The sequence below is a fragment of the Flindersiella endophytica genome (genome assembly GCF_054779015.1).
In genome coordinates this window covers 608,119-633,506 of record NZ_BAAGYY010000024.1, presented here as the reverse complement: position 1 = coordinate 633,506, position 25,388 = coordinate 608,119, and the positions used below count along the sequence as shown (strand labels likewise).

Here is a 25,388-nt window from a genome sequence, read left to right as displayed (position 1 = left end):
GGGTTCAGCTAGGAAGGGGATACGTCGGGCGAGGCACGTCTGGAGATGCCGTGCCGGCCCGGCGACCACCAGCGTCCGGTTCGGCGGCACTGCTCGCCGCGGGACCGGTAGCGGGGGCTCAACGGGAGGAGCCGGCCCGACTCACGTAGGAGGGCCGGCTTCTCGATCTCCTCCTCAGGTACGGCGCGAATCGGTCGGCGCCGCCCATACGGTAGGCCTACGGCTCACTCAGGAGGGATCGCCAGGTGGCTCGGATCGAAGCTGCGGGACTCCGCAAGACCTACGGCTCCAAGGTCGCCGTCGAAGACCTGTCGTTCACCGTCGAACCCGGTGTGGTCACCGGATTCCTCGGCCCCAACGGCGCGGGCAAGTCGACGACGATGCGGTTGATGCTGGAGTTGGACCACGGCAGCGGGCAGACGCTGTTCGACGGCAGGAGATACAGCGCACTGCGGCATCCGATGCGCCAGGTGGGCGCCGTGCTGGAGGCGAAGGCTTTCCACCCCACTCGCCAGGCGCGCCATCACCTGCGAATGATGGCCGCGGGCAACGGCATTCCATCGGCCCGGGTCGACGAAGTGCTCCGGTCGCTCGGCCTGACCGAGGTCGCGACCGCCAAGCCGAAGACGTTCTCGCTCGGCATGGGACAGCGGCTCGGCCTGGCCGTCGCGCTGCTCGGCGACCCGCACACGTTGATCCTCGACGAGCCCGCCAACGGTCTCGACCCGCAGGGCATCAACTGGCTGCGTGGATTCCTCAAGGCCTTCGCCGCCGAAGGAAAGTCCGTCCTGGTCTCCAGCCACCTCCTGTCGGAGATGGGCCTGCTGGCCGACCGGCTGGTGGTGATCGGGCGCGGCCGGCTGATCGCGTCGGGAAGCCTGCAGGAGTTCATCGGCTCGGTGTCGGAGACGACTGTGTTCGTCCGTACGCCCGAACCCCAACGGCTGCACGAGTTGCTGACCGCTGCCGGTGCCACCGTCCAGCCACTGGATGGCGGCGGGTTCGACGTCACTGGCATGGACCAGATCAAGGTCAGCGACATCGCGTTCAACGAGCGCGTCCAGTTGCACGAACTGACGACGAGAACGCCAAGCCTGGAAGACGCGTTCCTCCGGGCAACCGGCGGGTCGCAGGAGTTCGTGGCGCAACTCATCGGCGCACCGGGAAGCGTCCCGCTCGTCGGGATGGGACCTGGAGGACCGCCACCAGGACAGCCAGGACCGACAGGACAACCAGGCCCACAAGGAAACTACGCGGCACCGCAGCCGCCGAACACGCCGGGAGGTGCGGCATGACCGACGCACTGCGTTATGAGTGGGTGCGGATCCGCACCCTGCGCTCGACCTACTGGCTGACCGGCCTGGCCCTCGTTCTGCCTGCCGTGCTCGTGGGTTTGCTCGCCGCGTTCCTGCCCGACCGCATGTGGGCAGGGATGGACCAGGCGCTCGGCGGCGCGCTCCTGCTCGGTGGGTTGACGTTCAGCCCACTGCCGATGACGGCCATCTTCATGGCGATGATCGGCGCGTTCGCGTTCGGCCACGAATACCGCTACGGCACGATGCTGCAGACGCTGGCCGCCGTTCCCCAACGGAACAAGCTGATGCTGGCGAAGTTGCTCATGGTGTCCGGCTGGTCGCTAGCTGTCGCCGTCCTTGGATTGTTGCTCAACTGGGCGCTGGTCGTCGGCTTGTCCGGACACTCGCTCGACCTCTTCGGCGATCCGATCGGGCCGGCGATCCTCGGCTACCTCGTCTACACCGTCTTGTGGGGCCTGCTCGGTGTCGGGCTCGCGGCGCTGTTGCGCAATCTCCCTCTCACGGTTGTCTTTATCTTCGTGGTACCGCTTGTGGTGGAGCCACTACTGAGAGCTGTACTGCTGCTCGTGCCAGGGCTCGACTCCATCCGGGAAGCCGCCAACTACTTCCCGTTCGCGGCCGGTCTGGCGTCGACGAGTACGTTCACGGCGTCCGAAACCGGACAGCTCACAGGCGGCGAGCCACCCACTGTCGACAGCCCGGCTCGGGTAGTGAGCGGCCTGACATTCGCGCTCTGGATCGCGCTCATCCTCAGTCCTGCTTGGATTTTGTTCAAGAAGCGGGATGCATAGTGGTGCACATGTGTGGACACGTCACATCTGCACGATTTATCCGTCGGTGAGGCGTAACCGATCTTGAAGTGGTTCGTTCCTCCATGCACACAAGGAAATCGCAGAGGCCATAAAGGGTCGTGCCTTTGGGGGGCACGCGATTTCCGGACAGTGGAGGGATGTGACAGCGTCGATGATGACGCATGTTCCGGGGTTTTCCTCGGGAAAGCTCAGCCGCGCTGCGGCACGGGCAGGACGTGTCGCACTAGTCGGTATCGGTGCAGGCGCGATCGTGGCGCTCACCGCATCCGCGAGCTTCGCGGGCAACGTGCCCAGTGACGTCACCGCCGACAGCTGGGTCAGCAAGGCGAAGGCCGATGTCTTCAAGGCAAACCTCGGTGGGCAGGTCGGAAGCACTGGCGCTTACGTTGCTGTCAACGACGGTGTGCTGCAGCAGGTCGAAGGCGTCAAGGTTCCTGAGCTGCCGCTGATCGGCCAGCAGAACCTCTTGTCCGGCAGCGTTCTCGCACAGGACGCCGTTGCGTCCGACAGCGGTTTCTCCGCTGCTTGCGCGGCGCTGATGGGGCAGGGCGGTTCCATCAAGATCGGTGCCGACAAGAGCTGCCTGCTGAGTGGCGATGGTCAGTTCTCCATCTCCCTGGGTTCGGTCAAGCAGCTCGGTCTCGACTCCGTGCTCGGTGGCACGATTCCTGGCCTGGACGCTCTGAACCTCGACGACGTGACGGGCAACCTGGGTCTGCTGAAGGGTCTTCCGGTCGCCTCGGATCTGAACCTCCCGGTTCTGTCCGACCTCGACCTGTCGGCGCTGGACCTGTCCACGCTGAAGGCTCTCGAGCTCCCCACCGGTGGGCTGCCGGACGTCAACCTGAAGATCGTCGGCCGCGCGCTCTCCTCTGAGTGCCTGGCCACCCCGACCGAGAACTTCGGTCGTTCCACGCCGCTGAAGGCGCAGATCGTCGCAGATGTCGCCGGCACGCAGATTCCGGTCGCCGACCTGCCGACGTCTGGCCAGTCGATCGACCTCGACCTCAACACGCTGCTGACCAAGGTCCAGGGCGCTCTGCCGTCCGACCTGCCGGGCGTTGGTCAGGTCACCCAGCTGCTGGGCACGGTGCTCGCGACGGTTCCGACCGACGCGCTGCAGCAGGTTCAGCTGGCGAAGATCGGTGTTGGGATCCAGCGCGAGAGCGTTGGCAAGGTCAGCGTGACCGCTCTGTCGGTGTCCAGCGCGTTCCCGGGCGTGGCGAACCTCCGCCTCGGCCAGGTGGAGTGCAACTCCAGCGCTTCGCCGAGTGCGAAGGACATCCCGCAGGACCGTCAGTCCGCTCAGGGACCGTCCTCGGACAAGGCTGACGCCAAGGTCAACGCCAAGGTCGACGCCGCCAAGCCGGAGGCCAAGGTCGCGGCCAAGGGTGAGGGTTCGACGGTGAACGCCAACATCACGCCGGCCGGCCAGGGCACCCCGATCGCTCCGATCGGCTGGAGCGCTGCCGCGGCCGTACTGCTGGCGGGCATCGCGCTGGCGGGCTTCAAGCTCCGTCAGGCCCGCAAGCTCGGCACTGCGAGCACCGAGAAGTAGCTCGCGGCCAACCGTGAAGTCGTGAACTAGAAGAGCACACCGCTTCACTGCGATACGCCCCGCACTCGGCAATGCCGAGTGCGGGGCGTATCACTTTGTCCCCCGGCTGTTTCGTCCGCCAGGAGAACGGTCCGGGCGGAACTCGTGAGACGATCGGGGTTCGACACCGGAAGTTCGACACTGTGGTCGTCCATCGAAAGGGAAAGCAGAGTGACGTCGGTCCCGAGCATCTCGTACTCCATCACCGTGCGGCTGGAGCTGCCGGCCCGAGGCAAGGCGGTCAGTGACCTCACCTCGGCCGTCGAGACCGCCGGAGGGATCATCACGGCGCTCGACGTAACCGCGTCCGGCCACGAGCGACTTCGCATCGACGTCACCTGCGCCGCGACCGACTCCGCGCACGCCGACCGCCTGGTCGAGGTGCTGCGCGGCGTCGAAGGCGTCACGATCCACAAGGTCTCCGACCGTACGTTCCTCATGCACCTCGGCGGCAAGATCGAGATGCGGTCCAAGCATCCGATCCGCAACCGCGACGACCTGTCGCTGGTCTACACGCCGGGCGTCGCGCGCGTGTCGCAGGCGATCGCCGCCAACCCCGAGGACGCCAGGCGCCTGACGATCAAGCGCAACTCCGTCGCCGTCGTCACCGACGGATCGGCCGTGCTGGGCCTGGGCAACATCGGGCCGCAGGCCGCGCTGCCGGTGATGGAGGGCAAGGCGGCGCTGTTCAAGCAGTTCGCCGGAATCGACGCCTGGCCGCTCTGCCTCGACACCCAGGACGTCGACGAGATCGTCCAGACCGTACGCCACATCGCGCCCGGGTTCGCCGGCATCAACCTGGAGGACATCTCCGCGCCGCGCTGCTTCGAGGTCGAGCGCCGGCTGCGTGGGCTGCTCGACATCCCCGTGTTCCACGACGACCAGCACGGCACGGCGATCGTCGTGCTGGCGGCGCTGACCAACGCGCTGCGCGTGGTGAAGAAGTCGCTGGGCGACGTCCGGCTGGTGATGTCGGGTGCGGGTGCCGCCGGCACCGCGATCCTGCGGCTGCTGCTGGCCGCCGGCGCCAAGGACGTCGTGGTCGCCGACATCGACGGCGTGATCTACTCCGACCGGCCCGGGCTGTCGCCCGAGCTGGCGTGGATCGCCGAGCACACCAACCAGGCGCGCTATTCCGGCGACCTGAAGGGCGCCATCGTCGGCGCGGACGTCTTCGTGGGTGTGTCGGCTCCCAACCTCCTGACCGGCGACGACATCGCGCGGATGAACCACGACGCGGTGGTCTTCGCCCTGGCCAACCCCGATCCGGAGGTCGACCCGTCGGCCGCCCTCGAGCACGCCGCCGTCGTGGCCACCGGGCGCAGCGACTACCCCAACCAGATCAACAACGTCCTCGCGTTCCCCGGTGTGTTCCGGGGCCTGCTCGACGCGCACAGCCACAACGTCACCGAGAGCATGCTGCTGGCCGCCGCCCGCGCGATCGCGAGCGTGGTGGCCGACGAGGAGCTCAACCCCAACTACGTCATCCCCAGCGTCTTCCACCCCGAGGTCCACCAGGTGGTCGCCTCGGCCGTCCGGGAAGCAGTCGGGGAGCGGACGGTGTTGCCCTGACGGGTCCATGTTCTACGGCTGACGACGGTCTCGCGCGAATCAGGAGATTATTGGGGCATGAGTGGGGTCGACTACACGGGACGGCTGCTGGTGGCGACACCTTCGCTGCGCGACCCCAACTTCGTCCGCACCGTGGTCCTGATCCTCGACCACGACGGCGACGGCACGCTCGGTGTGGTGATCAACCGGCCCACCGAGATGCCGGTGACCTCGGTGCTCGCATCGTGGAACGACTTCGTGTGCGAGCCGGACGTGCTGTTCCAGGGTGGGCCGGTGTCGACCAACTCCGCGCTGGGGCTGGCCGAGGTCGCCGTGGGCGTACCCGGCGAGCCGGTGGGGTGGCGGCGGCTGTACGGCCGGATCGGGCTGGTCGACCTCGACGCGCCGCCGGAGCTGCTCGAAGGCGGCGTCGGCTCGATGCGAGTGTTCGCCGGCTACTCCGGGTGGTCACCGGGACAGTTGCAGCGCGAGATCGACGACGGAGGGTGGTATGTCGTCGACTCCGAGCCCGGTGACGCGTTCGACATCGATCCGAAGCAGCTGTGGCGGCGGATCCTGCGGCGGCAGACGGGGCGGCTCGCACTGGTCGCCACGTTCCCCGAGGACCCGGGAATGAACTGAGGCCCCGCCCGTAGACTGGGCTCATGGCCACTCAGCTGAGTCCCGGTGCGAAGACAGTCGAGGAAACCCGCACGCAGCCGTCGCACGACGACGGTGGCCACGAGCGGTTCTCGCACTTCGTACCCAAGGAGAAGCTCACCGACGCGATGATCAACGGCACGCCGGTCATCGCGCTGTGCGGCAAGGTCTGGGTGCCCAGCCGCGACCCTCAGAAGTACCCCGTCTGCCCTGAGTGCAAGGACATCTGGGAAGGCTTCGACAAGGGCGGCGACAAGGACGAGTAGATCCCTCAGCTCGCGGGGTCGTCGAGCCGATAGGACTGCTGCCACTCCTCCCTGCGGCGCTGCTCTTCGTGCATGGCTTCCCGGGCGTTGCGGGTGGCATCTCCAAGGTCCAGGCCGGGCAGATGACCGGCGATGCTCGCGATCAGATCGCGAGCTGCCGGGATCATGCCGGACACCGGCTCGGGGGCTCCGGCGGTCATGACGACCTCCCTTGCGTCACTTGTGGTCATCAGTCTGCGTGGCCTTCGTTGCCGCTACGTTACGACCCCATCACAGGTCGGCTCTGGCCGACCACGGTCCTAGGACATACGTCCGATGGCCTTCTGGACGTGATCCCCATAACGTCGGCAAAGTGACGACAAGCGCACCAGCCTCGCAGGCCAACGACATCGGAGGGCTGTTCGGCCCGTCCTACCGGCGACCTTCGATCGGGATCGTGGCGCTGGTGTTCCTGGTGGCGTTCGAGGCGATGGCGGTCGCGACGGCCATGCCGCTGGCGGTGCGGGCGCTTTCCGGGATCGAGTTGTACGCCTGGGCGTTCTCGGGGATCACTACTGCCAGCATGTTCGCGACGGTGGTCGCGGGCGTGCTGGCCGATCGGTTCGGCGCGCTGCCGCCGTTGCTCGCCGGCGTGGCGTCGTTCGCCGTCGGGCTGGTGGTGGCAGGCACAGCGGTGAACATGATCGTATTCATCGCCGGGCGGATGGTCCAGGGCCTCGGCGCGGGGGCGATCATCGTCTCGGTCTACGTCACGGTGGCGCAGGCCTACTCCGAACGGGTCCGGCCGCGGGCGTTCGCCGCGCTGGCCGGGGCGTGGGTGCTGCCGGCGCTGGTGGGGCCGTTCGCGGCGGGAGCGATCGCCGAGCACGTCGGGTGGCGGTGGGTGTTCCTGGGGCTGCTGCCGCTGGTCGTACTGCCGCTGGTGCTGGTGGTGCCGACCGTACGATCGCTGCCGCGGCCGGCTGCGGGGGCGGCTGCCGGCGCTCGGTCTCGGCGTGGCGTGGTGCTGTCGGCGCTGGCGGCGGCGGTGGGGATCGCGCTGCTGCAGTACGCCGGGCAGCACCTCTACTGGGCGGGGCTGCTTGCGCTGGTCCTCGGGCTGGCGTTGCTGGTGCCCAGCCTGCCGCGGCTGCTGCCGGCGGGGACGCTGCGGTTGAGGCGGGGGCTGCCGTCGATCGTCCTGATGCGCGGGGTGCTGGCGGGTGCGTTCATGGGGGCGGAGGCGTTCGTACCCCTGATGCTCGTGGAGTACCGCCACCTGTCGGCGACCCAGGCGGGCCTGGCGCTCACGCTGTCGGCGATCGGCTGGTTCGGCGGCTCGTGGTTGCAGGGCCGCCCTGGCCTGCGGGCGGACCGCCGGCGGCTGGTGCAGCTGGGCGCCATCAGCGTGGCGACGGGGATCACGGTGGTGCTGCTGGCGCTGTCACCGGCGGTGACCCCATGGGTGGCGACGCTGGCGTGGGCGGTGGCGGGGTTCGGCATGGGCTTGTCGCTGGCGAGCCTGTCGGTGCTGCTGTTCGAGCTGTCACCGAAGGAGGAGCAGGGCGCCAACTCCGCGGCCCTCCAGATGTCCGACGCGTTCGGAACGATCGTCATGCTCGGCCTGGCCGGCGCCTTCTTCGCCGCGATCCACGAACGCGCGACGCCGCCCTGGATCTTCGGCCCGATCTACGTCGTGATGGCCAGTGTGGCGCTGGCCGGCCTGGTCGTGGCCGCTCGGGTGAAGCCGCGTGGAGCAGACGGCTGAGGGCGGCCACCAGCCGATGAGTTTTCGGCGTCGTAGCGGTCTGTAGGGCGACCTGCTCGACCACGACGAAGGAGCACCAAGCATGTCACTCGCCCGAGTCCACAACTTCGCCATCTCGCTCGACGGCTTCGGCACCGGCGAAGGCCAAAGCGCGGACCTGCACTTCGGCCACGCAGGCGACCGGCTGCACCGGTGGATGTTCGCCACACAGTCCTGGGACCAGACCACCGGCAGCCGTGGCGTCGACAACGTCTACGCCAGGGAGCACGACTGGGGAATCGGCGCCGAGATCATGGGTGCCGGGAAATGGGGCCACCCGGGCTGGCACGAGGATCCGGACTGGAAGGGGGCCTGGGGCCCGAACCCGCCGTTCCACACGCCGGTCTTCGTCCTCACCCACCACCCGCGTCCCTCGATCGAGATGGAGGGCGGCACGACCTACCACTTCCTCGACACCTCGCCCGCCGAGGCACTCAAGATCGCCGGCGAGGCCGCCGGCGGCCGGGATGTGCGCATCGGCGGCGGCGCCACCATCATCCGCGAGTTCCTCGCTGCCCGGCTCATCGACCACATGCACGTCGTCGTGGTCCCGATCCTGCTCGGCCGTGGTGTACGGCTCTGGGACGGACTCGAAGGTGTCGAGCAGGACTACCAGGTGGAGGCCGTCTCCTCGCCCAGCGGAGTCACTCATCTGACCTTCACCCGGGCGAACACCTGAGCAGGACCGTTACGCGGGCAGCGTCTTCAGCGCACGCAGCGGCGACCACGCCGCCACTCCGACCGACGCCAGCATGCCGACGCTGCTGACCACGATCGCCGTGCGGAGGCCGGCGACGTCGGCGATCGTGCCGCCGAGGAGGGCCCCGATCGGTTGGGTGCCGAAGACCAGAAAGCGCCAGGTCGCGTTGATGCGTGCGAGCATCTCCGGCGCCGCGAGCGACTGGCGTACGGTCTGCTGGTTGATGCTGAAGATCGGCGGCCCGGCACCGGCCAGCAGCCCACTCGCGACGACCACCGCCATCACGACGAGCAGCGGACCGGCCGCGAGCACCAGGACCAGGCCGGCCAGTGCGGTGACCAGGCAGCCCACCATGTAGGTGGTCCCGTGGCCCAGGCGTTCGGTCAGCGGCGCCGCCAGCATCGCGGCCAGCACGGACGCCACGCCGCTGACCGCGATCGACACGCCGACCAGGGCTGGTGGCAGGCCGAGCTCGCGGGCAAGGAAGAGCACGACGATCGCGGCCTGGATCTGCCCGGACAGCGCGCCGATCGTCGCCGAGACGAACAGAGGGCGCAGGACTGGCTGCCGCGCGATCGCCCGGAAGCCTTCGGCCAGCGCCGAGCGCAGGGGCTGCCGCCTGGCAGGCTCGACGGTCGCAGGTCCTGGCGTACGGATAAAGAGCTTGCAGGCCGCGGACGCGACGTACGACACCGCGTCGACGACGATGGCGACTGGCGCGGTGAGCACCTGGACGAGCGCGCCGCCCAGCGCCTTTCCGGTCACACTCACGATCGCGTTGCTCTGGGCCAGTGCGCTGTTGGCCTGCAGCAGGTGCGCCCGCCCGACCAGGCTCGGCGTGAACGACATCGACGCCACCGAGTCGAACAGCGTGCCGACGCCGGTGAGCAGCGCGATGACGTACAGCTGCCACATCTCGAGCCAGCCGAGCAGGCCGAGCACGGGCACCAGTCCGAGCAGCAGCGCCCGCAAAACGTCGGCGACGACCAGCACCGTGCGATAGGGCATCCGGTCGACCCACACGCCGGCCGGCAGGCCGATCAGGAGGTACGGCAGGAAGCCGGCCGCGCCCAGCAGCCCCATCTCGAACGGCGACGCGGACAGCACGAAGACCGCTGTCAACGGCAGCGCGACGGCCGTGATGCTCGAGCCGAACAACGAGATCGTGCTGCCGGTGAACAGCTTGAGGAAGTCCGGATGGCGCGCGAGCACCGACCACTGACGCAGCATGAGCTCATCCCTACTGCGGCAGCCGGGGAATCGCCCTATTTTTCGCTTTCGGCGAAAGCGCGGGCGATCTCACCTGCGAGTGCTACGTTCCCGCGAACGGCGGCGAGGTTGGCCTCCAGCGCCATGCCGCCCGTCGCGCGGACCAGATAGTCAAGCAGGTAAGGCGTTACGGCCTGGCCGGTGATGTTCTCCCGGTCGGCCGCCTCCAGCGCGGCGGCCAGCACCTCGTCGTGCAGCGCGGGGTCCAGCTGTTCGGACTCGGCCACGGGGTTCGCGACGATCAGGGCCGACTCCGGCCCGCCGAGCTCGTCCTGCGCCCGCATCACGTCGACGACCGCGGACGGCGCGTGCAGGGTCCAGTCGACGGGCTCGCCGGAGCCGCGCAGATAGAAGCCGGGGAACTCCGCCGTCCGGTAGCCGACGACGGTCACGTTGAGTGTCTCCAGCCGCTGCAGCGTCGCGGGTACGTCGAGGATCGACTTGACGCCGGCGCAGACGACCGCGATCCGGGTACGTGCCAGCAGCCGCAGGTCGGCCGACTCGTCCTGCGCGGCGGTCCAGCCGCGGTGTACGCCGCCGAGCCCGCCGGTCGCGAACACGCGCAGGCCGGCGCGGGCAGCCAGGAACGCGGTGGCCGAGACCGTCGTCGCCCCGCAGACGCGCTCGGCGGCGGCCGGGGCCAGGTCGCGGTAGCCGAACTTGCGTACACCGTCGTCGAACGCGACCCGCTGCAGCTGGCCGGGGTCCAGCCCGATGTACGGCTCGCCGTCGAGCACGGCGATGGTCGCGGGTACGACACCCTGCGCACGCAAAATCTCTTCCAAGTCGCGGGCCACCTCGAGATTGCGCGGCCGTGGCAGTCCGTGAGCGATGATCGTCGATTCGAGCGCGACGACCGGGGCGCCGCGGTCCAGCGCTTCGCGTACCTGCGGTGACAGCTGCATGGCTGAGACCCTAGATCGTCGAGGTCGGTGATGGCGGGCACAGCGCCGGAACCGGGGAGTGGCGAGTCGTTCCGGACGGTTGGGGGCGGCTGCGGTTAGGCTCTCGTGCTGGCCCTAAATGTGCACCGCCGTACGACCTTGATGCCAGGGAGACAACGGGTTTGACCACGCCTGCCTTGCCCAGCACCGCCAGCTCCGCCAGCTCCGCCAGCACTGCCAACACCACGATCCGCCCGACCAAGACCCCATGGGGCACCCCGCGCCTGTGGCAGCAACAGGCCTACAACGACTACACCAAGCGATCGCCGCGCGACTTCCTCGCGGTCGCGACGCCTGGCGCCGGGAAGACCTCGTTCGCGCTCTGGGTCGCGCACGACCTGCTCAGCAAGCGGATCATCCAGCGGATCATCGTCGTCGCGCCCACCGAGCACCTGAAGAAGCAGTGGGCCGACGCGGCCGAGCGCGGCGGGATCGCGCTCGACCCCAACTTCGGTGGCAAGAAGGGCAAGACCAGCAAGGACTTCGACGGGGTCGTGGTCACCTACGCCGGTGTCGGTGCCGCGACGCTCGCGTTACGGGTGCGGTGTGAACGGTTCAAGACGCTGGTGATCCTCGACGAGCTCCACCACGCGGGCGACTCCAAGTCGTGGGGCGAGGCGGTGCGCGAGGCGTTCGAGCCGGCGACCCGGCGGCTGGCGCTGACCGGCACGCCGTTCCGCAGCGACACCAACCCCATCCCGTTCGTCACCTACGCGCCCGATGTCGACGGCGTGCTGCGTTCGGTGGCCGACTACACCTACGGCTACGGCCAAGCGCTGGCCGACGGCGTGGTGCGGCCGGTGCTGTTCATGGCCTACTCCGGCGACATGGCCTGGCGCACCAGCGCCGGCGACGAGGTGGCGGCGCGGCTCGGCGAGCCACTGACCAAGGACATGCAGGCGCAGGCCTGGCGTACCGCCCTCGACCCGGCCGGCGACTGGATCCACACGGTGCTGGTCGCGGCCGACCGGCGGCTGGGCGAGGTCCGCCGCGACGTGCCCGACGCCGGCGGCCTGGTGATCGCGACCGACCAGGATGTGGCGAGGGAGTACGCCAAGCTGCTGACGGCGATCTCAGGGGTCCGGCCCACCGTCGTCCTGTCTGATGATCCGAAGGCCAGCAAGAAGATCGCGGAGTTCGCCGAGAGCGACTCGCGCTGGATGGTCGCGGTGCGCATGGTGTCGGAAGGCGTCGACGTGCCACGGCTCGCGGTCGGCGTCTACGCCACGTCCACGCAGACGCCGCTGTTCTTCGCGCAGGCGGTCGGGCGCTTCGTCCGGGTCCGTAAGCGCGGCGAGACGGCCTCGGTGTTCCTGCCGACCGTGCCGGTGCTGCTCGAGTACGCCGCCGACATGGAAGTCGAACGCGACCACGCCCTGGCCAAGCCGATCCGCGACGAGGACGACATCTTCGGCCCCGAGGACGACCTGCTGGCGCTGGCCGAGCAGGAGCAGAACACCGGCGACGCGCTCGAGGACGGGCCGGGCTACGCCGCACTCAACTCCCAGGCCGACTTCCACAGCGTGCTCTACGACGGCAACGAGTTCGGTGGCGAGCTCGGCGCCGACGAGACGGAGTTCCTGGGGATTCCCGGGCTGCTGGAGCCCGACCAGGTGAAGGAGCTCCTGCGCCGCCGCAAGACGCAGAAGCCGACGGGCGCCGCCGCAGCCGATGCGGAAGAGCCCGAGCCGGCCGCCGCGGCGAGGCCCGACCGCGACGAGTCGACCTACCAGCGCCTGGCCGTGCTGCGACGCGAGCTCAACGGCCTGGTCGGCGCATGGAACCACCGCACCAACATCCCCCACGGCCAGATCCACGGCGAGCTCCGCCGCAAGTGCGGCGGCCCACCGGCCGCGGCGGCGTCGGAGGAACAACTTCAGCAACGCATCGACCTGATCCGCGAGTGGGCGACCCAGCGCAGCCGCTAGGCCTGCCTAGGGTTGTGGACCATGGACCCTGTCACGTTGATCGTGGCCGCACTGACCGCCGGCGTCGTCGCAGCAGAGCACCGCGAGCGAAGCGGTGAAGGACGCCTACACGGCCTTGAAGGACCTGGCACGGCGACGGCTGGCCGGGCACCGGTCCGGCGAGAAGGCGCTGGCCGAGCTCGAGGCAGATCCTGAGCGCGGGGGAAGCGTCCTGGAGGCGGAACTGATGGCGGTCGGCGCCAGGGATGACCAGGCGATGGTCGACTCAGCGCAGCGGCTGCTCGGATTGCTGGACGCGGCCGGGTCTCGCTCCGGGAAGTACGCGGTCGACGTTCGCGGGGCGCAGGGTGTCCAGGTCGGTGACCACAACATTCAGGCCAACACGTTCTCCACGCCACCACCGTCCTCAGACTGACCGATGAGCCAGGAGCCTGCAAGACGTAACCCTGGACTTGGATCTGTTGCCCGCAGAGCTCCGGCTCGTCGACCCACACAACTCCGCGGATCGCGTTGGTCAGTTCACCGGGCGTCGATGGCTCATCGAGGAGATCGACGATTTCATCGCTGCTTGTGTGAGAGACCGCGTCGGCGGCTACCTGTTCATCGAGGCCGAAGCCGGCATGGGAAAGACGGCGCTGGCCACCTATCTCGCGTTCACCCGGGACTACCCGACCCATGTGACCCGGCTGCCCGGCGGTGCCTCCCCGGAAACGGCGCGAACCAACCTGGTCGCGCAACTCATCGCCCGCTGGGAGCTCACGGAGGCGGCGCCCGGCGGCGTACTGCCAGACGGCCACGACTCCGCCGGCTGGCTGGCCAAACAGCTCCTGCACGCTTCGCGTCGCCGGGACCAGGTCGCCGAGGACACAGCCGTCGTGCTGCTCGTCGACGGGCTCGACGAAGCACCCACGCCCAGACCTGGCGAGCTCCCTCTCGGCCTACCCAGACAACTGCCCCCGGCGACAGTCCTGATCGCGACCACTTGCCCCGGAACACCGCGACCCGTCGGGCTGGGCCGGGTCCGCCGGATCGAGGTGGAGAGTCAGCCCAACCGCCGCGATCTCCTCGACTACCTCGAACGGGTCGCCCGGCAGGAGGCGCAGCTGGCGCAGGCGATCACCGCGGCGGGCATGACGAGTGTTCAGTTCCGTAACCTGCTGGCCGAACGCTCGGGTGGGGTTTGGATCTACGCCACCTCCGTCCTCGATCAGGTCCGCGACGGGCGCCCTGCCACCGAGATCGAGAGCCTGCCCGCCAGCTTGGCCGGCTACTACGCCGACAACATCGCCCGCTGGCGCTCGGATCCCAGCCTGGACTGGCGGACGACGTGCCTGCCCCTGCTCGCGATGCTCGCCGCGGCGCGGCGGCCGCTACCCGCGCGAGACCTCGCGGCCTGGGGCGGCCTCGACGTGGGCCGGGTGGCGGCCTTACTACGTGGGCCGGGTGGCGGCCTTACTACGTGGGCCGTTCCGGCCCTTCCTGGTTGCTCGCCCGGACGAGGAGGGCGATCCGGAAACCTACGCGCTGCGCCATCAGAGCCTGAAAGACCTCTGCACCGGTGTCCTCCCCAGGACCCCGCCGGACGAACACCTTCGCGAGCTCGTGCACGATCTCGCAGCCGCCACCCGCGACGCACACGGCCGGTTCGCCGACGCCCTCGCGCGACAGCTGCCGGGTGAGCCGGGTGCCCCGTCCGACCGGACGAGGGTGCCGCGTTATGCCCGGGAACACCTCGCCGAGCACGCAGCCCTCGCCGGCCGGCTCGACGGTCTGCTCGAGCGACCAGGATTCCTGCTGGTCACGTCCGTGTCCGCCGTGCTGCGCCAACGCCGGCAGGCGAAGAGCCCTGACTCGCAAGCAGTTCTCGCGGCGTTCGAACTGGCGGCCAGCGCCTGGCGATCCGATGGCGACCGGGAACTGTCTACCCACACGCCTTGGCAGTGGTGTCGATGCCCGACGGAACCACTTTGCTCGCCATCGCCGAGGCGGACTGTATCCGGTTGTGGGACCCCAGCACTGGCAGATCCCACAGTCAACTCGCCCACGCCCCCAACGTGCGCAATGTGCACCCGGTGTACGCGTTGGCGGCCGTGCCGACGCTCGACGGCGGCGTCCTGCTCGCCTGCGCCGGGCCTGACTATGTGGTCCGGCTCTGGGAGCCGGCCACCGGCGCACTCCGGGGCGAGCTCGAAGGCCACACCAACACGATCCGGGCGTTGGCGGTGGTGCCGCTGCCCGACGGCACCACCGCGCTGGCCAGCGGCGGGGACGACAGTGTGCGGCTGTGGAACCCCAGTACCGGATCGGCCTACAGCTACTTCACGATCCAGCTGCCGGGCTGGAGCCGCGCGTACGCGCTGGCGGCGGTGGCGATGCCGGACGGAACCACCCTGCTCGCCACCGCCGGCCAGGACGACAGCGACAACGTCATGGTCACCATGAGAGAGCCAGCCGCAGTGCGGCTGTGGGACGTCGCCGGCGGTGCCCTCCGGCACGAGCTCCACGATCACGTGGGCCCCGTCAACGCTCTGGCAGCAGTCCTGCCGCCCTCCGGGGCCGCGTTGCTGGCCAGCGGCGGAGAGGACGGGATCGTACGACTGTGGGACCCCACCACCGGTGCGATCCAAGGCCGGCTCGAAGGCAGTTCGGGCAGGCTGCACACGCTCGCGGCGGTACCGATGTCCGACGGAAGCACCGTGCTCGCCAGCGACGGCGAGGAAAGCAGCGTCCTACGCGGTGCGGTGCGGATCTGGGACCTGACGGCCGGCGCCACACGAGGCGATGCGGCGTGCCACGTCGGTGCGGTACACGCGCTGGCGGCGGTCCCGACACCGGCCGGCACTACGTTGCTCGCCAGCGCCGGAGCCGACCACGTGGTGCGGCTGTGGGATCCCGCCACGGGCGTACTACGCCGTGAGCTCCCCGGCCACAGCGATGCGGTCATCGACCTGGCCACCGTGCCGATGAGCGATGGCACGTTCCTCCTCGCCAGCTCCTGCGAGGAGACCTTGCGGCTGTGGAGTCCGGACGGGGCACCGGCCAAACTCTGGTGGGGGTCTACCGGAGGGATCGCGGCCCCACGGCAATGGCGGTCATCCCGCTGCCGGATGGCACCCATCTCCTGGCCCGTAGCGCATGCCAGGTCAGAGACGGTTATGACTACCACGACTCCGCGCCTCCGTACGAGAAGTACGAGAACTTCGTCGACCTTCTGAGCTTTGGCTCTCCGTTTCCGTATGACGAGCCCGCCCACGCTGTTCATGCTGACGAGTGCAACGGCCACAACGTCTGGACCATCGCCGCCCTGGCAACCGTGCCGATGCCGGAGGGGCCACCCTTGCTCGCCAGCACCGAGGACGACTGCGTACGACTGTGGAACCCCGTCACCGGCGCAGTCCAGATGCGACTCGGCGGCCCTGTGGCACACGCCCTGGCAACGGTGCCAACGCCCGACGGCACCATCCTGCTCGCCGGCGCCGGAACGGACCACACGGTGCGGATCTGGAACCCTGCGACCGGCGACGTTCTCCATGAGCTCGAAGGCCACACCGACAACATCCACGCGTTGGCCGCCCTGCCACCGTCGGACGGTGTGGCCCTGCTGGCAAGTGGTAGCGGCCACGGCGAGATCATCATCTGGGAACTGCCATCGCAGGCGCCGCCGGCCCGAGCCGGCTCGACCTCGCGCTAGCTCAGGACGCCCACGAGCTTGGCCCGGTCCTCCGGCCCGAGCTCGATGCCGAAGCTTTCGGCCAGCACCTGCGGAACGTCAGCAGGGTCGAGCTCACGCTGCTCCTGATTGCCGTCAGTGCGGAGGGTGGTCAGCGTGGTGTTGTTCAGCACGTGGTTGACGCCAGGCGCCATCTTCTGCGTGAACAGCCGCCCCACGAACGGCGAGCGCGGGTTGGTCGAGGTGTAGTAGTTGTTGACGGCGTAGTCCGGCGGGTAGCGCGGATCGGTCGTGAAGCTGTGCAGGTCGATCTCCCCGCCGTTCAACCGGTACGTCACCCACTCCGCCACCTCGCTCCCCGGCAGCGGCACCGGCCGCCGCTCGAGGCGGAACGACCAGCCGCCCGCCGACAGCACAGCACCGTCGGCCAGTTCGACCGGCTCCAACGGCCCGCTGCCGAACCCCGTGTCGCAGATCCACGTACGTGAGTCGTCCGCCGCCTGGACGAGCAGCAGCGCGTGCGTCGCCGGCCGGAGCGCATCGGCTCCCATCCGGATCCGCGCCGCCACGCCCGTCACCGACGCGAAGCCCAGGTGCGAGAGCACCGCCGCGAACAGCAACGTGTGCTCGAAGCAGTAACCACCGCGCGCCGAACGAACCAGCTTGTCCTGCACCGACTCCAGCTCCAGCAACACCGGCCGCCCGAGCACGATCTCCAGGTTCTCGAACGGAATCGACGACACGTGCGCCCACTGCAGCCCGCGCAACGTGGCCAGCGTAGGCGTGAGCGGTCCGTCGTACCCCGTCCGCGCGAGGTAGGCGTCGACGTCGACCTGCGAGCTGTTCCAACCGTTCACAAACGACCCCAAGTTTCTCGCTCAACCGATGACTCACCCGACGATATTCCAGCCCCGGCAAAGGATCCGTGGTCCGGCGTCGACGCCCAGATCGCCGCCACCTCCTTCCGGGCGATGGCCGAGCGCCTGCACGGCATCACCTACCCAGTGGCCGTCCACGGCCCGCCGCAACACCCTGCAGGCCGATGCCTACCAGTCCGCTCAGCCCAGCGAGCCGAAGACGTGGGCCGACCACAGGTCGCGTACGTCGGCGACCGGGTCGGCCGTGTCGCGGCTGGGTGCGTCGAACGCGTGGGCCTCCCGTCGACCGATGGTGTAGCGGGCCCAGCCCGGATCCCCCTTGCCGGCAAAGGCGATCCAGCGCGAACGGAGCTCCTCCGACAACGCGACCGCCGCGTCCGGCGCCGGCGCGCCGACCAGCAGCGGCACCAGCCCGGCGTCCAGCGTGCCGAACACCAGCGGCACGTCGAGCGCGTGGCAGGCGCCGAAGATCCCGTCGCCGCCGGGAGCGGGCCAGGTGAGCTCGTACGCGTAGGCCATCCCGCCGGCCGAGGCGTGCGCGTCGGCGAGGAGGGCGCTCGGCATCCGGAACAACCAGTCCGACATCAGGCGTACGTAGGCCGCGTCAGCGTCGTCGAGGTCGTAGCTGCCGGCCAGGTCCGGCAGCCCGAGCACCCGCGCCGTCAACGCCAGCTCATCCGCGTCGACCAGCCCGAGCCGCCCGCCGACGACGTGGAACAGGCGGTACTCGTCGTGGTTGAAGCCCGCGATCAGCTCGACGTCGCCCCCCGAGCCCGCGGCCAGCGCCTGCCACGGCGCGGACGGCAGCACCAGGCCATCGACGACAGGGGAGTACGGCGTCGTCGTGAGCGCGAGCTGTCCCCACGTGTCGAAGTCGCCTGTCATCCGCGCGGTGAACTCCCGTGCCGCCGACAGCAGCGTGACCGGATCGCTCTCGCGCAGGTCGTCGAGCGTCGCGGAATGCCCTGCCGTGTGGGCGATCGCGGCGCCGACCCGGCCGGCGAGCTCGGGGGAGAAGTACGTGCCCGGCACGCTCTGGGCGATCGCCCGGTGGAACAGCCCGCGTGCGTCCGGCATCACCAGCAATGCCGCGACCGAGCCCGCACCTGCCGACTCGCCGAACACCGTGACGTTGCCCGGGTCGCCGCCGAAGCCCGCGATGTTGTCCCGCACCCAGCGCAGTGCCGCCACCTGGTCGAGCAGGCCGCGGTTGTCGGGTGCGCCCTCGACATGGGCGAACCCCTCGAAACCCACGCGGTAGTTGACGGTCACGACGACCGCACCGCCGGCCGCCAGCCGCGCGCCGTCGTATTCCGGCAGGTCGGCCGAGCCCTCGCGGTAGGCGCCGCCGTAGATCCACACCAGCACAGGGAGTCCGGCCCCGGAGCCGGCATCCGGCGTCCAGACGTTGACGCTCAGGCAGTCGAGCCCTTCGTCGGTCGTCCAGTCGGACGTCCCGGAGATCGCCGTGGCCGGCTGCGGTGGCCGCGGGCCGAACTCGAAGGCGTCCCGCGTGCCGTCCCAGCCGGCCGGTACGCCGGGCTCTCGCAGCCGGTCGGCTCCGAACGGCGGGCGGGCGTACGGGATGCCCTTGAACACGGCCGGCCCGTCCGCCCGGGCCCGGCCACGGACCGCGCCTGTCGTCAGTCGCACCACAGGTTCGCTCGACGTCATGCGCCCAGTCTGCCAACTCCGGCGGCCCAACTCATCAGATGGCCAGCTCCTCCTTGAACACCTGCAGGCAGCCCGGGGCACAGAACCCGTACGTCATGCCGTCCCGCTCGTACGTGATCGCGGCCGGCCCGAGCTGGACGGTCATGCCGCAGACCGGATCGACGGCGGTTCCGGGTGCGGCCGCGGCGATCACGGCGTCCCGGTCCGGCGACTCGCGGAACGGCTTGGTGATCATCCGCACGACATCCGCCGACGTCAGGGCCCGGCCGAAGGAGCCGAGGCTGCCCTCGGGTACGCCCACCACGTGGATCCACGCGTCCGGCTGCTCGTACAGCCGCGTGGGGTCCAGGCCCAGCTCTGCGTCCAGGTCGGCCAGCACCTTGGTGATCCGCGCGATCGTGTGGCCGCTCATCTCCTTGCGCCAGGCGCTCGGCACGCTGACCCGCACGACATAACGCGGCGGCTCGCCGCCCTCGAGCGCACGTCTGCCGGCGATCCAGGCGTCCGGCTCGTACACCACGACCTGCTGGATCGCCTGGGCGCTGTCCAGCACGTCCGCCGGCGCACCGGCGGACTCCTCTACTGACACCAGCTCGCTGAGGATCCGCTCGCCCAGCCGCTTGCGCTGGTCCGCGCTCAACGCGCCCTTCGGCACGAACACCTCGAAGAACATCATGCTGTGGCCTCCGCGACACCCTTGACCAGCCAGACCGAGCCGGGCAGCCGTACGCCGGCCGGCGTCTCCCACTCGGCGAGCGCGGCGCGGATGTCGGCGCGCGTACGCTCCAGTGCGGCCGGACGGGCGGCGGCCAGGTCGAGCCGGAGCGCCGCGCTGGACAGGAAGAACTCCGTGGCCTCGGCGGCGTCCCGGCCCCAGCCGATCCGGCCCTCTCTCCGCTCGACCGACACCGAGCCGAAGCCGCCGGCTCCGAGCACCTCGCGGATCCGGTCCGGATCGGCGAACGACGTCATCGCCTGACCGGCGACCGCACCGGCCGACTCGGCTCGCGGCAGCGCGCCCAGCAACGCGTACAGCCGTGCACTCGGGCTCTGCGGATCGGGCGGCGTGGGCGCGACGAACGCCAGCCGGCCGCCGGGCCGCAGTGCGTGCCGGATGTTGGTGAACGCCTCCGTGTGGTCGGCGAAGAACATCACGCCGCCACGGCTGATCGCGACGTCGAACGCCGCCACGGAAAACGGATGCACCTGCGCGTCACCCTGGACGAAACGGACGTTGGTCGCGGCCTCCGCCACAGCGGCAGCCCGGGCGCACTCCAGCATCGGCCGGGACAGGTCGATGCCGAGGACCTGTCCCCAGCCGGCCTGCCGGGCGGCGTGCAGGGTGGTGCCGCCCGTGCCGCAGCCGATGTCGAGTACGTCGTCCTCGGGACCGATCGCGGCGGCCTCGAACAGCGCAGCGTCGAAGTCGCGGACCAGCCCGTCGTAGTTGCCGGCGTGGTCGGCCCAGTGCTGCCCGATCCGGCCGTTCCACGCCTGTTCCTGAACGATGTTGGCGATCGTTTGCATGCCTCGATGCTGGCCGCCGGACGGGGGCGCTGTCGTCGCACGTCAGGAGGCAGTTCGTGATACGCCGCCACCGGCAGCGCAGGCCCGGCGTACCCCGTAGGGAGTAGCCCGAAGCCGGTATCAGCGGAGGATGCCCGCAGCTGGCAGCCGGTTTAGGGTGCATCGCATGGGCAAGGAACTCGGGCCGCGCGGGACCATCCTGGAGGCGGCGTTCGCGACGGCGATCGCGGTGGTAGTCGTGACGTGGGCGACGCTGTCGGACGACCACCTGACGTGGCCCGACTACGGCCTGCTGGTCGTGGGCTCGCTGGTGCTGATCGGGTACCGCCGGGCGCTGTGGGCCGTCGTGTTGATCACTTCCGCCTGCGTTCTCGTCTACTTCGTCAGGAACGGGCCGGACCTCGTGATCGTCGGCCCGGTGCTGATCGGCGTCTACGCCGCGGTCGCGGGCAAGCAGCGCTTGCTCGGACTCCTCGCGGCGGCACCGTTCCTGATCCGCAGCTTCGTCTACAACCCAGTCCAGCAAGGGCTTCTGCAGATCGGCTGGTTCGTGGCCGCGGGCGTGATGGGCGAGATGGCCCAGGCCCGGCGGGCGTACCTCGACGAGGTGGAGCAGCGCGCGATCGAGGCCGAACGTACCCGGGAGGAGACCGCGCTACGCCGGGCAGCCGACGAACGGTTGCGGATCGCGCGGGAGCTGCACGACTCGCTGACGCACAGTATCTCGGTGATCAAGGTGCAGGCCGGGGTCGCGGTTCACCTGGCCCGCAAGCGCGGCGAGGAGGCGCCGGCCGCCTTGCTGGCGATCCAGGAGGCGAGCGCCGACGCGATGCGCGAGCTGCGGGCGACGCTGGAGGTGCTGCGGGCCGAGGACGCGCCTTCGGCCTCCGGGCTGGACCGGCTCGACGAGTTGGTGGCGCGGGCAGGTTCGACGGGCCTGCCGGTCTCGCTCGAGGTCGACGGCAGGCCGCCTGCCGCGGTGTCCGCCGACGTCGACCGGGCGGCGTACCGGATCGTGCAGGAGGCGCTCACCAACATCACTCGGCACGCGGGCCCGGCGACGGCGACCGTACGTCTTCGTTACGGCGAGGAGGACCTGCTCGTCCAGGTCGAGGACGACGGGCAGGCCGTGCCGGGGAGCGAGCCGGTGCCGGGCAGGGGCCTGCTCGGCATGCGCGAGCGGGCGGTGGCCCTGGGCGGCGCGCTGACCGCGGGGCCGCGAGCCGAGGGCGGGTTCCGGGTGCGGGCGGAGCTGCCGTTGGCGCGGGGATCGGAGGAGCCGGCATCGCTGGAACAGCCGTCGGAGCCGCTGGCCGGTGCGTCGTGATGCGCGTCCTGCTGGCCGACGACCAGGCGCTGATCCGGGCGGGGTTCCGTTCGCTGCTGACCGCGGAGGACGACATCTCGGTGGTCGGTGAGGCGGCCGACGGGGCGCAGTGCGTCGAGCTGGCGCGGCAGCATCGACCGGACGTCGCGCTGGTCGACGTACAGATGCCGGTGATGGACGGCATCGAGGCCACCCGCCGGATCGCCGCGGATCCGGAGCTGTCGGGCGTACGGGTGGTGATCCTGACGAACTACGGCCTGGACGAGTACGTCTTCAACGCGTTGCGGGCCGGTGCGAGTGGCTTCCTGCTGAAGGACACCGAGCCGTCCGACCTCCTGCAGGCGATCCGGGTCGCGGCGAGGGGCGACGCACTGCTGTCGCCGGCGGTGACGCGCAGGCTGATCAGCGAGTTCGTGTCGCGGCCGCCCGACAACTATCCCGACGGGGCGCTGCTGGACGTGCTGACCAACCGCGAGCGTGAGGTGGTGGGCCTGGTCGCGCGCGGGTTGTCCAACGACGAGATCGCCGCCCAGATGGTCATCAGCCCCGCGACCGCCAAGACCCACGTCAGCCGGGCGATGGTGAAGCTCGGAGCGCGGGACCGGGCGCAGGTCGTGGTGTTCGCGTACGAGTCAGGTCTGGTGACGCCGAAGCGCACCTGACTGGGCGCGGGGCCTGTCAGAAGACGCGCGTACCCGTTCGTCGGCTCAATGGAGGTCTTCGGCGGGCTCCGCGACGGCCTTCGCCAGCAACGGCAGGGCCCGCTGGTGCACCTGTGTCGCCAGCGCGATCACCGTCGACGTGCGCACGATGCCGTCGAACCTCAGCACCTCGTCGATCACGCGCTGCAGGTCGGCGTTCGAGCGGGCCACCAGGCGTACGTAGAGGTCCGACGGCCCGGTGATGGTGTAGGCCTCGAGCACCTCCGGGATCGCCGCGAGGTGGCGCGCGGCGGTCTCATGGCCCACGCCCTGCCGTAGCTCCAGCGTCGCGAACGCGGTGACGCCGAAGCCCAGGGCGGCCGCCGACAGGTCCGGCCCCCAGCCCTCGATCACGCCGGAACGCTCGAGCCGGTCGAGCCTGGCCTGCACCGTCCCGCGCGCGACGCCGAGGCGCCGCGACGCCTCCAGCACACCGACGCGCGGTTCCCGGGCGAACAGCTCGATGACGCGGGCATCCAGTTCGTCGACCATATGGGTCACAATGCGCTCCCGAAGTCAGCTCAACCCGGCATGGACTGGTCAATCTGCTCAGCAGATTACGCGACAGTTGCGCAACCTGGCCAGTCCGTTCGATGCTCGCGGACATGACGACCGACACGGAAATCACCCAGCTGAAGCAGTTGATCGGGCTCGTCGACTACGACGAGTCGCACGATCCGTTCCCCGTCAGCGCGCTGGACGCCGTGGTCTTCTGGGTCGGGAACGCCACCCAGACCGCGCAGTTCTACCAGCTCGCGTTCGGCATGGAGCTGGTCGCGTACGCGGGACCGGAGACCGGCCTGCGCGACCGCAAGTCGTACGTGCTGAAGTCCGGCAGCGCGCGGTTCGTGATCGAGGGTGGCGTGTCGCCGGACAGCCGGCTGTTCGACCACCACCGTAAGCATGGTGACGGTGTTGTCGACCTCGCGCTCGAGGTGACCGACGTCGACAAGTGCGTCGAGCACGCCCGCAGGCAGGGCGCGACCGTGCTGCTTGAGCCGTACGACGAGTCGGATGAGCACGGCGGCGTCCGCCGCGCCGCGATCGCGACGTACGGCGAGACCCGGCACAGCCTGATCGACCGCTCGAAGTACAGCGGGCCGTACCTCCCGGGCTACGTCGCCCGTACCACCTCCGTGATCCGGCCGGAGGGCCATCCCAGAAGGCTTTTCCAGGCGATCGACCACTGCGTCGGCAACGTCGAGCTCGGCCGGATGGACTACTGGGTCGACTTCTACAAGCGGGTCATGGGCTTCGCGAACATGGCCGAGTTCATCGGCGACGACATCGCGACGGAGTACTCCGCGTTGATGAGCAAGGTCGTCGCCAACGGCAACCACCGGGTGAAGTTCCCGTTGAACGAGCCGGCGGTTGCGGCGAAGAAGAGCCAGATCGACGAATATCTCGAGTTCTACGGCGGGCCGGGGTGCCAGCACATCGCGCTCGCGACCGGCGACATCCTGCGGACGGTGGATCGCCTGCGCGCGAACGGCGTGGAGTTCCTCGCCACGCCGGACTCTTACTACGAGGACCCGGAGCTGCGGGCCCGGATCGGCGTCGTACGCGTGCCGATCGACGAACTGCAGAAGCGCGGCGTCCTCGTCGACCGCGACGAGGACGGCTATCTCCTGCAGATCTTCACCAAACCGATCGGCGACCGGCCCACGGTTTTCTACGAGCTGATCGAACGGCACGGCTCGCTGGGCTTCGGCAAGGGCAACTTCAAGGCCCTGTTCGAAGCCATCGAACGCGAGCAGGAACGTCGCGGAAACCTCTGACGCTACGCTGGCTCGCATGCGAGCCGTACAAGTACGCGAGACCGGTGGACCCGAAGTGCTCCAGGTGGCCGACGTGCCGGAGCCGACCGCGGGCAAGGGCGAGGTCGTCGTCGATGTCGCGGCGGCGGGCGTCAACTACATCGACACCTATCACCGCGGTGGGATGTACCCCATGCAGCTGCCGTTCGTGCCCGGCATGGAAGGTGCGGGCCGGATCAGCGAGGTCGGCGAGGGCGTGACCGGCCTGGCGGTCGGCGACGCCGTGGGATGGAGCAGCACGCTCGGCTCGTACGCCGAGCGGGTCGCCGTGCCCGCGGCGAAACTCGTGCCGCTGCCTTCGGGTGTTGACCTCGAGGCCGGCGCGGCGGTGCTGTTACAGGGGCTGACCGCGCACTATCTCGCGACGTCCACCTACGCCGTCCAGCCAGGCGACTGGACGGTCGTGCACGCCGCGGCCGGTGGCGTCGGCCTGCTGCTGACCCAGATCGTGAAGCTGCGTGGCGGAAACGTCCTCGCGACGGTGTCGACGAAGGAGAAGGCGGCGCTCGCTCGCGAAGCCGGCGCCGACGAGATCGCCTCGTACGACGACTTCGCGGCCGTCGCGCGCTCGCTGACCGACGGCGTTGGCGTCCCGGTCGTCTACGACGGCGTGGGCGCGACGACGTTCGACCAGAGCCTGGACGCGCTGCGGCCGCGCGGTTTCATGGTGCTGTACGGCGCCTCCAGCGGCGCGGTCCCACCCGTCGACCCGCAGACGCTCAACAGCAAGGGCAGTCTCTACCTCACACGCCCGACGCTGGCGCACTACACCAGCGACCCGGCCGAGGTGCGGTCGCGCGTCGAGGAACTGTTCGGCTGGATCGGTTCCGGGCAGCTGTCCGTCCGCATCGGCGGCCGCTACTCCCTGGCCGATGCCGGTCGCGCACACGAGGACCTGCAGGCCAGGCGTACGACGGGGAAGCTCCTGCTGTTGCCGTCCTGAGCCGGGGCAGCCCCGGCCACGT

25 protein-coding genes are annotated in these 25,388 nt (G+C 69.7%); 17 read left to right on the top strand and 8 right to left on the bottom strand.

Annotated features, from left to right (window positions below; translation table 11 throughout):
- The first annotated feature begins 245 nt into the window (after window positions 1–245).
- The 6 genes from ACYVF6_RS30745 (at window position 246) to ACYVF6_RS30720 (ending at window position 6,202) form a co-directional block, all read left to right on the top strand.
- Window positions 246–1,295, top strand: a complete 1,050-nt coding sequence (locus ACYVF6_RS30745) for a P-loop NTPase family protein (RefSeq protein ID WP_460526122.1) — start codon at window positions 246–248, stop codon at window positions 1,293–1,295.
- Window positions 1,292–2,107: an ABC transporter permease gene (locus tag ACYVF6_RS30740; RefSeq protein WP_460526121.1), complete on the top strand. Its 816-nt coding sequence runs from the start codon at window positions 1,292–1,294 to the stop codon at window positions 2,105–2,107. The genes ACYVF6_RS30745 and ACYVF6_RS30740 overlap by 4 nt, the downstream gene beginning before the upstream one ends.
- Window positions 2,108–2,378: 271 nt before the next feature.
- Window positions 2,379–3,686 carry a hypothetical protein gene (locus ACYVF6_RS30735; protein WP_460526120.1) on the top strand — a complete coding sequence of 436 codons (1,308 nt, stop codon included), beginning with the start codon at window positions 2,379–2,381 and terminating at the stop codon, window positions 3,684–3,686.
- Window positions 3,687–3,896: 210 nt separating this feature from the next.
- Window positions 3,897–5,297 carry an NAD-dependent malic enzyme gene (locus ACYVF6_RS30730; RefSeq protein WP_460526119.1) on the top strand — a complete coding sequence of 467 codons (1,401 nt, stop codon included), beginning with the start codon at window positions 3,897–3,899 and terminating at the stop codon, window positions 5,295–5,297.
- Between the two features lie 57 nt (window positions 5,298–5,354).
- Window positions 5,355–5,918, top strand: coding sequence for a YqgE/AlgH family protein (locus ACYVF6_RS30725; protein WP_460526118.1), 564 nt, complete (start codon window positions 5,355–5,357; stop codon window positions 5,916–5,918).
- Window positions 5,919–5,941: 23 nt separating this feature from the next.
- Window positions 5,942–6,202 carry a DUF3039 domain-containing protein gene (locus tag ACYVF6_RS30720; protein WP_460526117.1) on the top strand — a complete coding sequence of 87 codons (261 nt, stop codon included), beginning with the start codon at window positions 5,942–5,944 and terminating at the stop codon, window positions 6,200–6,202.
- A 5-nt stretch (window positions 6,203–6,207) separates the two neighbouring features.
- Here the strand turns inward: ACYVF6_RS30720 and ACYVF6_RS30715 are convergent, their stop codons facing one another.
- A complete protein-coding gene (locus tag ACYVF6_RS30715; RefSeq protein WP_460526116.1) occupies window positions 6,208–6,402 on the bottom strand; it encodes a hypothetical protein in 195 nt (64 codons plus the stop codon).
- Between the two features lie 152 nt (window positions 6,403–6,554).
- On the opposite strand from ACYVF6_RS30715, the gene ACYVF6_RS30710 reads away from it, so the two are divergent.
- Together ACYVF6_RS30710 and ACYVF6_RS30705 are read left to right on the top strand one after the other, a co-directional pair.
- A complete protein-coding gene (locus ACYVF6_RS30710) occupies window positions 6,555–7,949 on the top strand; it encodes an MFS transporter (RefSeq protein WP_460526115.1) in 1,395 nt (464 codons plus the stop codon).
- Window positions 7,950–8,031: 82 nt separating this feature from the next.
- Window positions 8,032–8,667 carry a dihydrofolate reductase family protein gene (locus ACYVF6_RS30705; RefSeq protein ID WP_460526114.1) on the top strand — a complete coding sequence of 212 codons (636 nt, stop codon included), beginning with the start codon at window positions 8,032–8,034 and terminating at the stop codon, window positions 8,665–8,667.
- A 9-nt stretch (window positions 8,668–8,676) separates the two neighbouring features.
- On the opposite strand, the gene ACYVF6_RS30700 is transcribed toward ACYVF6_RS30705, so the two are convergent.
- Window positions 8,677–9,918, bottom strand: a complete 1,242-nt coding sequence (locus tag ACYVF6_RS30700; protein ID WP_460526113.1) for an MFS transporter — start codon at window positions 9,916–9,918, stop codon at window positions 8,677–8,679.
- A gap of 35 nt (window positions 9,919–9,953) precedes the next feature.
- Window positions 9,954–10,862 (bottom strand): pseudouridine-5'-phosphate glycosidase, encoded by a 909-nt coding sequence (locus ACYVF6_RS30695; RefSeq protein WP_460526112.1) that lies wholly within the window; start codon window positions 10,860–10,862, stop codon window positions 9,954–9,956.
- 161 nt (window positions 10,863–11,023) lie between these two features.
- Between ACYVF6_RS30695 and ACYVF6_RS30690 the strand changes: the two genes are divergently transcribed.
- From ACYVF6_RS30690 to ACYVF6_RS30670, 5 genes are all read left to right on the top strand, one after another.
- A complete protein-coding gene (locus tag ACYVF6_RS30690) occupies window positions 11,024–12,829 on the top strand; it encodes a DEAD/DEAH box helicase (RefSeq protein ID WP_460526111.1) in 1,806 nt (601 codons plus the stop codon).
- Window positions 12,830–12,923: 94 nt separating this feature from the next.
- Window positions 12,924–13,244 (top strand): hypothetical protein, encoded by a 321-nt coding sequence (locus tag ACYVF6_RS30685; protein WP_460526110.1) that lies wholly within the window; start codon window positions 12,924–12,926, stop codon window positions 13,242–13,244.
- A 157-nt stretch (window positions 13,245–13,401) separates the two neighbouring features.
- Complete coding sequence (locus tag ACYVF6_RS30680) at window positions 13,402–14,508, top strand: P-loop NTPase family protein (RefSeq protein WP_460526109.1); 1,107 nt, start codon at window positions 13,402–13,404, stop codon at window positions 14,506–14,508.
- A 375-nt stretch (window positions 14,509–14,883) separates the two neighbouring features.
- A complete protein-coding gene (locus ACYVF6_RS30675; RefSeq protein ID WP_460526108.1) occupies window positions 14,884–16,044 on the top strand; it encodes a WD40 repeat domain-containing protein in 1,161 nt (386 codons plus the stop codon).
- Window positions 16,045–16,148: 104 nt separating this feature from the next.
- Window positions 16,149–16,520: a WD40 repeat domain-containing protein gene (locus ACYVF6_RS30670; RefSeq protein ID WP_460526602.1), complete on the top strand. Its 372-nt coding sequence runs from the start codon at window positions 16,149–16,151 to the stop codon at window positions 16,518–16,520.
- Here ACYVF6_RS30670 and ACYVF6_RS30665 read toward each other — a convergent pair.
- From ACYVF6_RS30665 to ACYVF6_RS30650, 4 genes are all read right to left on the bottom strand, one after another.
- Window positions 16,517–17,356, bottom strand: coding sequence for an arylamine N-acetyltransferase family protein (locus ACYVF6_RS30665; RefSeq protein WP_460526107.1), 840 nt, complete (start codon window positions 17,354–17,356; stop codon window positions 16,517–16,519). The two genes, ACYVF6_RS30670 and ACYVF6_RS30665, sit on opposite strands and share 4 nt — an antisense overlap.
- A 201-nt stretch (window positions 17,357–17,557) precedes the next feature.
- Window positions 17,558–19,051 (bottom strand): carboxylesterase/lipase family protein, encoded by a 1,494-nt coding sequence (locus ACYVF6_RS30660; RefSeq protein WP_460526106.1) that lies wholly within the window; start codon window positions 19,049–19,051, stop codon window positions 17,558–17,560.
- A gap of 34 nt (window positions 19,052–19,085) precedes the next feature.
- A complete protein-coding gene (locus ACYVF6_RS30655) occupies window positions 19,086–19,727 on the bottom strand; it encodes a YHS domain-containing protein (protein ID WP_460526105.1) in 642 nt (213 codons plus the stop codon).
- Window positions 19,724–20,578 carry a class I SAM-dependent methyltransferase gene (locus ACYVF6_RS30650; RefSeq protein ID WP_460526104.1) on the bottom strand — a complete coding sequence of 285 codons (855 nt, stop codon included), beginning with the start codon at window positions 20,576–20,578 and terminating at the stop codon, window positions 19,724–19,726. Before ACYVF6_RS30650 ends, ACYVF6_RS30655 begins: the two co-directional genes overlap by 4 nt.
- 166 nt (window positions 20,579–20,744) lie before the next feature.
- Here ACYVF6_RS30650 and ACYVF6_RS30645 point away from each other — a divergent pair, with 166 nt between their 5' ends.
- Both ACYVF6_RS30645 and ACYVF6_RS30640 read left to right on the top strand, forming a co-directional pair.
- The gene (locus ACYVF6_RS30645; protein WP_460526103.1) at window positions 20,745–21,905 is read left to right on the top strand and encodes a sensor histidine kinase; all 1,161 of its coding nucleotides are present in this window, start codon (window positions 20,745–20,747) and stop codon (window positions 21,903–21,905) included.
- Window positions 21,902–22,567 (top strand): response regulator, encoded by a 666-nt coding sequence (locus ACYVF6_RS30640; RefSeq protein ID WP_460526102.1) that lies wholly within the window; start codon window positions 21,902–21,904, stop codon window positions 22,565–22,567. The genes ACYVF6_RS30645 and ACYVF6_RS30640 overlap by 4 nt, the downstream gene beginning before the upstream one ends.
- A gap of 45 nt (window positions 22,568–22,612) precedes the next feature.
- Here ACYVF6_RS30640 and ACYVF6_RS30635 read toward each other — a convergent pair whose 3' ends face one another.
- Window positions 22,613–23,098, bottom strand: a complete 486-nt coding sequence (locus tag ACYVF6_RS30635) for an Lrp/AsnC family transcriptional regulator (RefSeq protein WP_460526101.1) — start codon at window positions 23,096–23,098, stop codon at window positions 22,613–22,615.
- Window positions 23,099–23,211: 113 nt separating this feature from the next.
- On the opposite strand from ACYVF6_RS30635, the gene hppD reads away from it, so the two are divergent.
- Both hppD and ACYVF6_RS30625 read left to right on the top strand, forming a co-directional pair.
- Window positions 23,212–24,384: a 4-hydroxyphenylpyruvate dioxygenase gene (gene hppD, locus ACYVF6_RS30630; protein WP_460526100.1), complete on the top strand. Its 1,173-nt coding sequence runs from the start codon at window positions 23,212–23,214 to the stop codon at window positions 24,382–24,384.
- Window positions 24,385–24,400: 16 nt separating this feature from the next.
- Entirely contained in the window at window positions 24,401–25,366 is a 966-nt protein-coding gene (locus ACYVF6_RS30625; protein WP_460526099.1) for a quinone oxidoreductase family protein, read from the top strand.
- Window positions 25,367–25,388: the final 22 nt, after the last annotated feature.

Excerpts from the sequence above, each read along its gene's own strand:
- hppD (WP_460526100.1), top strand. The coding sequence starts at position 23,212 with ATGACGACCGACACGGAAATCACCCAGCTGAAGCAGTTGATCGGGCTC.
- ACYVF6_RS30695 (WP_460526112.1), bottom strand. The coding sequence starts at position 10,862 with ATGCAGCTGTCACCGCAGGTACGCGAAGCGCTGGACCGCGGCGCCCCG.
- ACYVF6_RS30670 (WP_460526602.1), top strand. The coding sequence starts at position 16,149 with ATGCCGGAGGGGCCACCCTTGCTCGCCAGCACCGAGGACGACTGCGTA.
- ACYVF6_RS30705 (WP_460526114.1), top strand. The coding sequence starts at position 8,032 with ATGTCACTCGCCCGAGTCCACAACTTCGCCATCTCGCTCGACGGCTTC.
- ACYVF6_RS30625 (WP_460526099.1), top strand. The coding sequence starts at position 24,401 with ATGCGAGCCGTACAAGTACGCGAGACCGGTGGACCCGAAGTGCTCCAG.
- ACYVF6_RS30725 (WP_460526118.1), top strand. The coding sequence starts at position 5,355 with ATGAGTGGGGTCGACTACACGGGACGGCTGCTGGTGGCGACACCTTCG.
- ACYVF6_RS30715 (WP_460526116.1), bottom strand. The coding sequence starts at position 6,402 with ATGACCGCCGGAGCCCCCGAGCCGGTGTCCGGCATGATCCCGGCAGCT.
- ACYVF6_RS30655 (WP_460526105.1), bottom strand. The coding sequence starts at position 19,727 with ATGATGTTCTTCGAGGTGTTCGTGCCGAAGGGCGCGTTGAGCGCGGAC.
- ACYVF6_RS30645 (WP_460526103.1), top strand. The coding sequence starts at position 20,745 with ATGGGCAAGGAACTCGGGCCGCGCGGGACCATCCTGGAGGCGGCGTTC.
- ACYVF6_RS30660 (WP_460526106.1), bottom strand. The coding sequence starts at position 19,051 with ATGACGTCGAGCGAACCTGTGGTGCGACTGACGACAGGCGCGGTCCGT.
- ACYVF6_RS30700 (WP_460526113.1), bottom strand. The coding sequence starts at position 9,918 with ATGCTGCGTCAGTGGTCGGTGCTCGCGCGCCATCCGGACTTCCTCAAG.
- ACYVF6_RS30740 (WP_460526121.1), top strand. The coding sequence starts at position 1,292 with ATGACCGACGCACTGCGTTATGAGTGGGTGCGGATCCGCACCCTGCGC.
- ACYVF6_RS30720 (WP_460526117.1), top strand. The coding sequence starts at position 5,942 with ATGGCCACTCAGCTGAGTCCCGGTGCGAAGACAGTCGAGGAAACCCGC.
- ACYVF6_RS30635 (WP_460526101.1), bottom strand. The coding sequence starts at position 23,098 with ATGGTCGACGAACTGGATGCCCGCGTCATCGAGCTGTTCGCCCGGGAA.
- ACYVF6_RS30650 (WP_460526104.1), bottom strand. The coding sequence starts at position 20,578 with ATGCAAACGATCGCCAACATCGTTCAGGAACAGGCGTGGAACGGCCGG.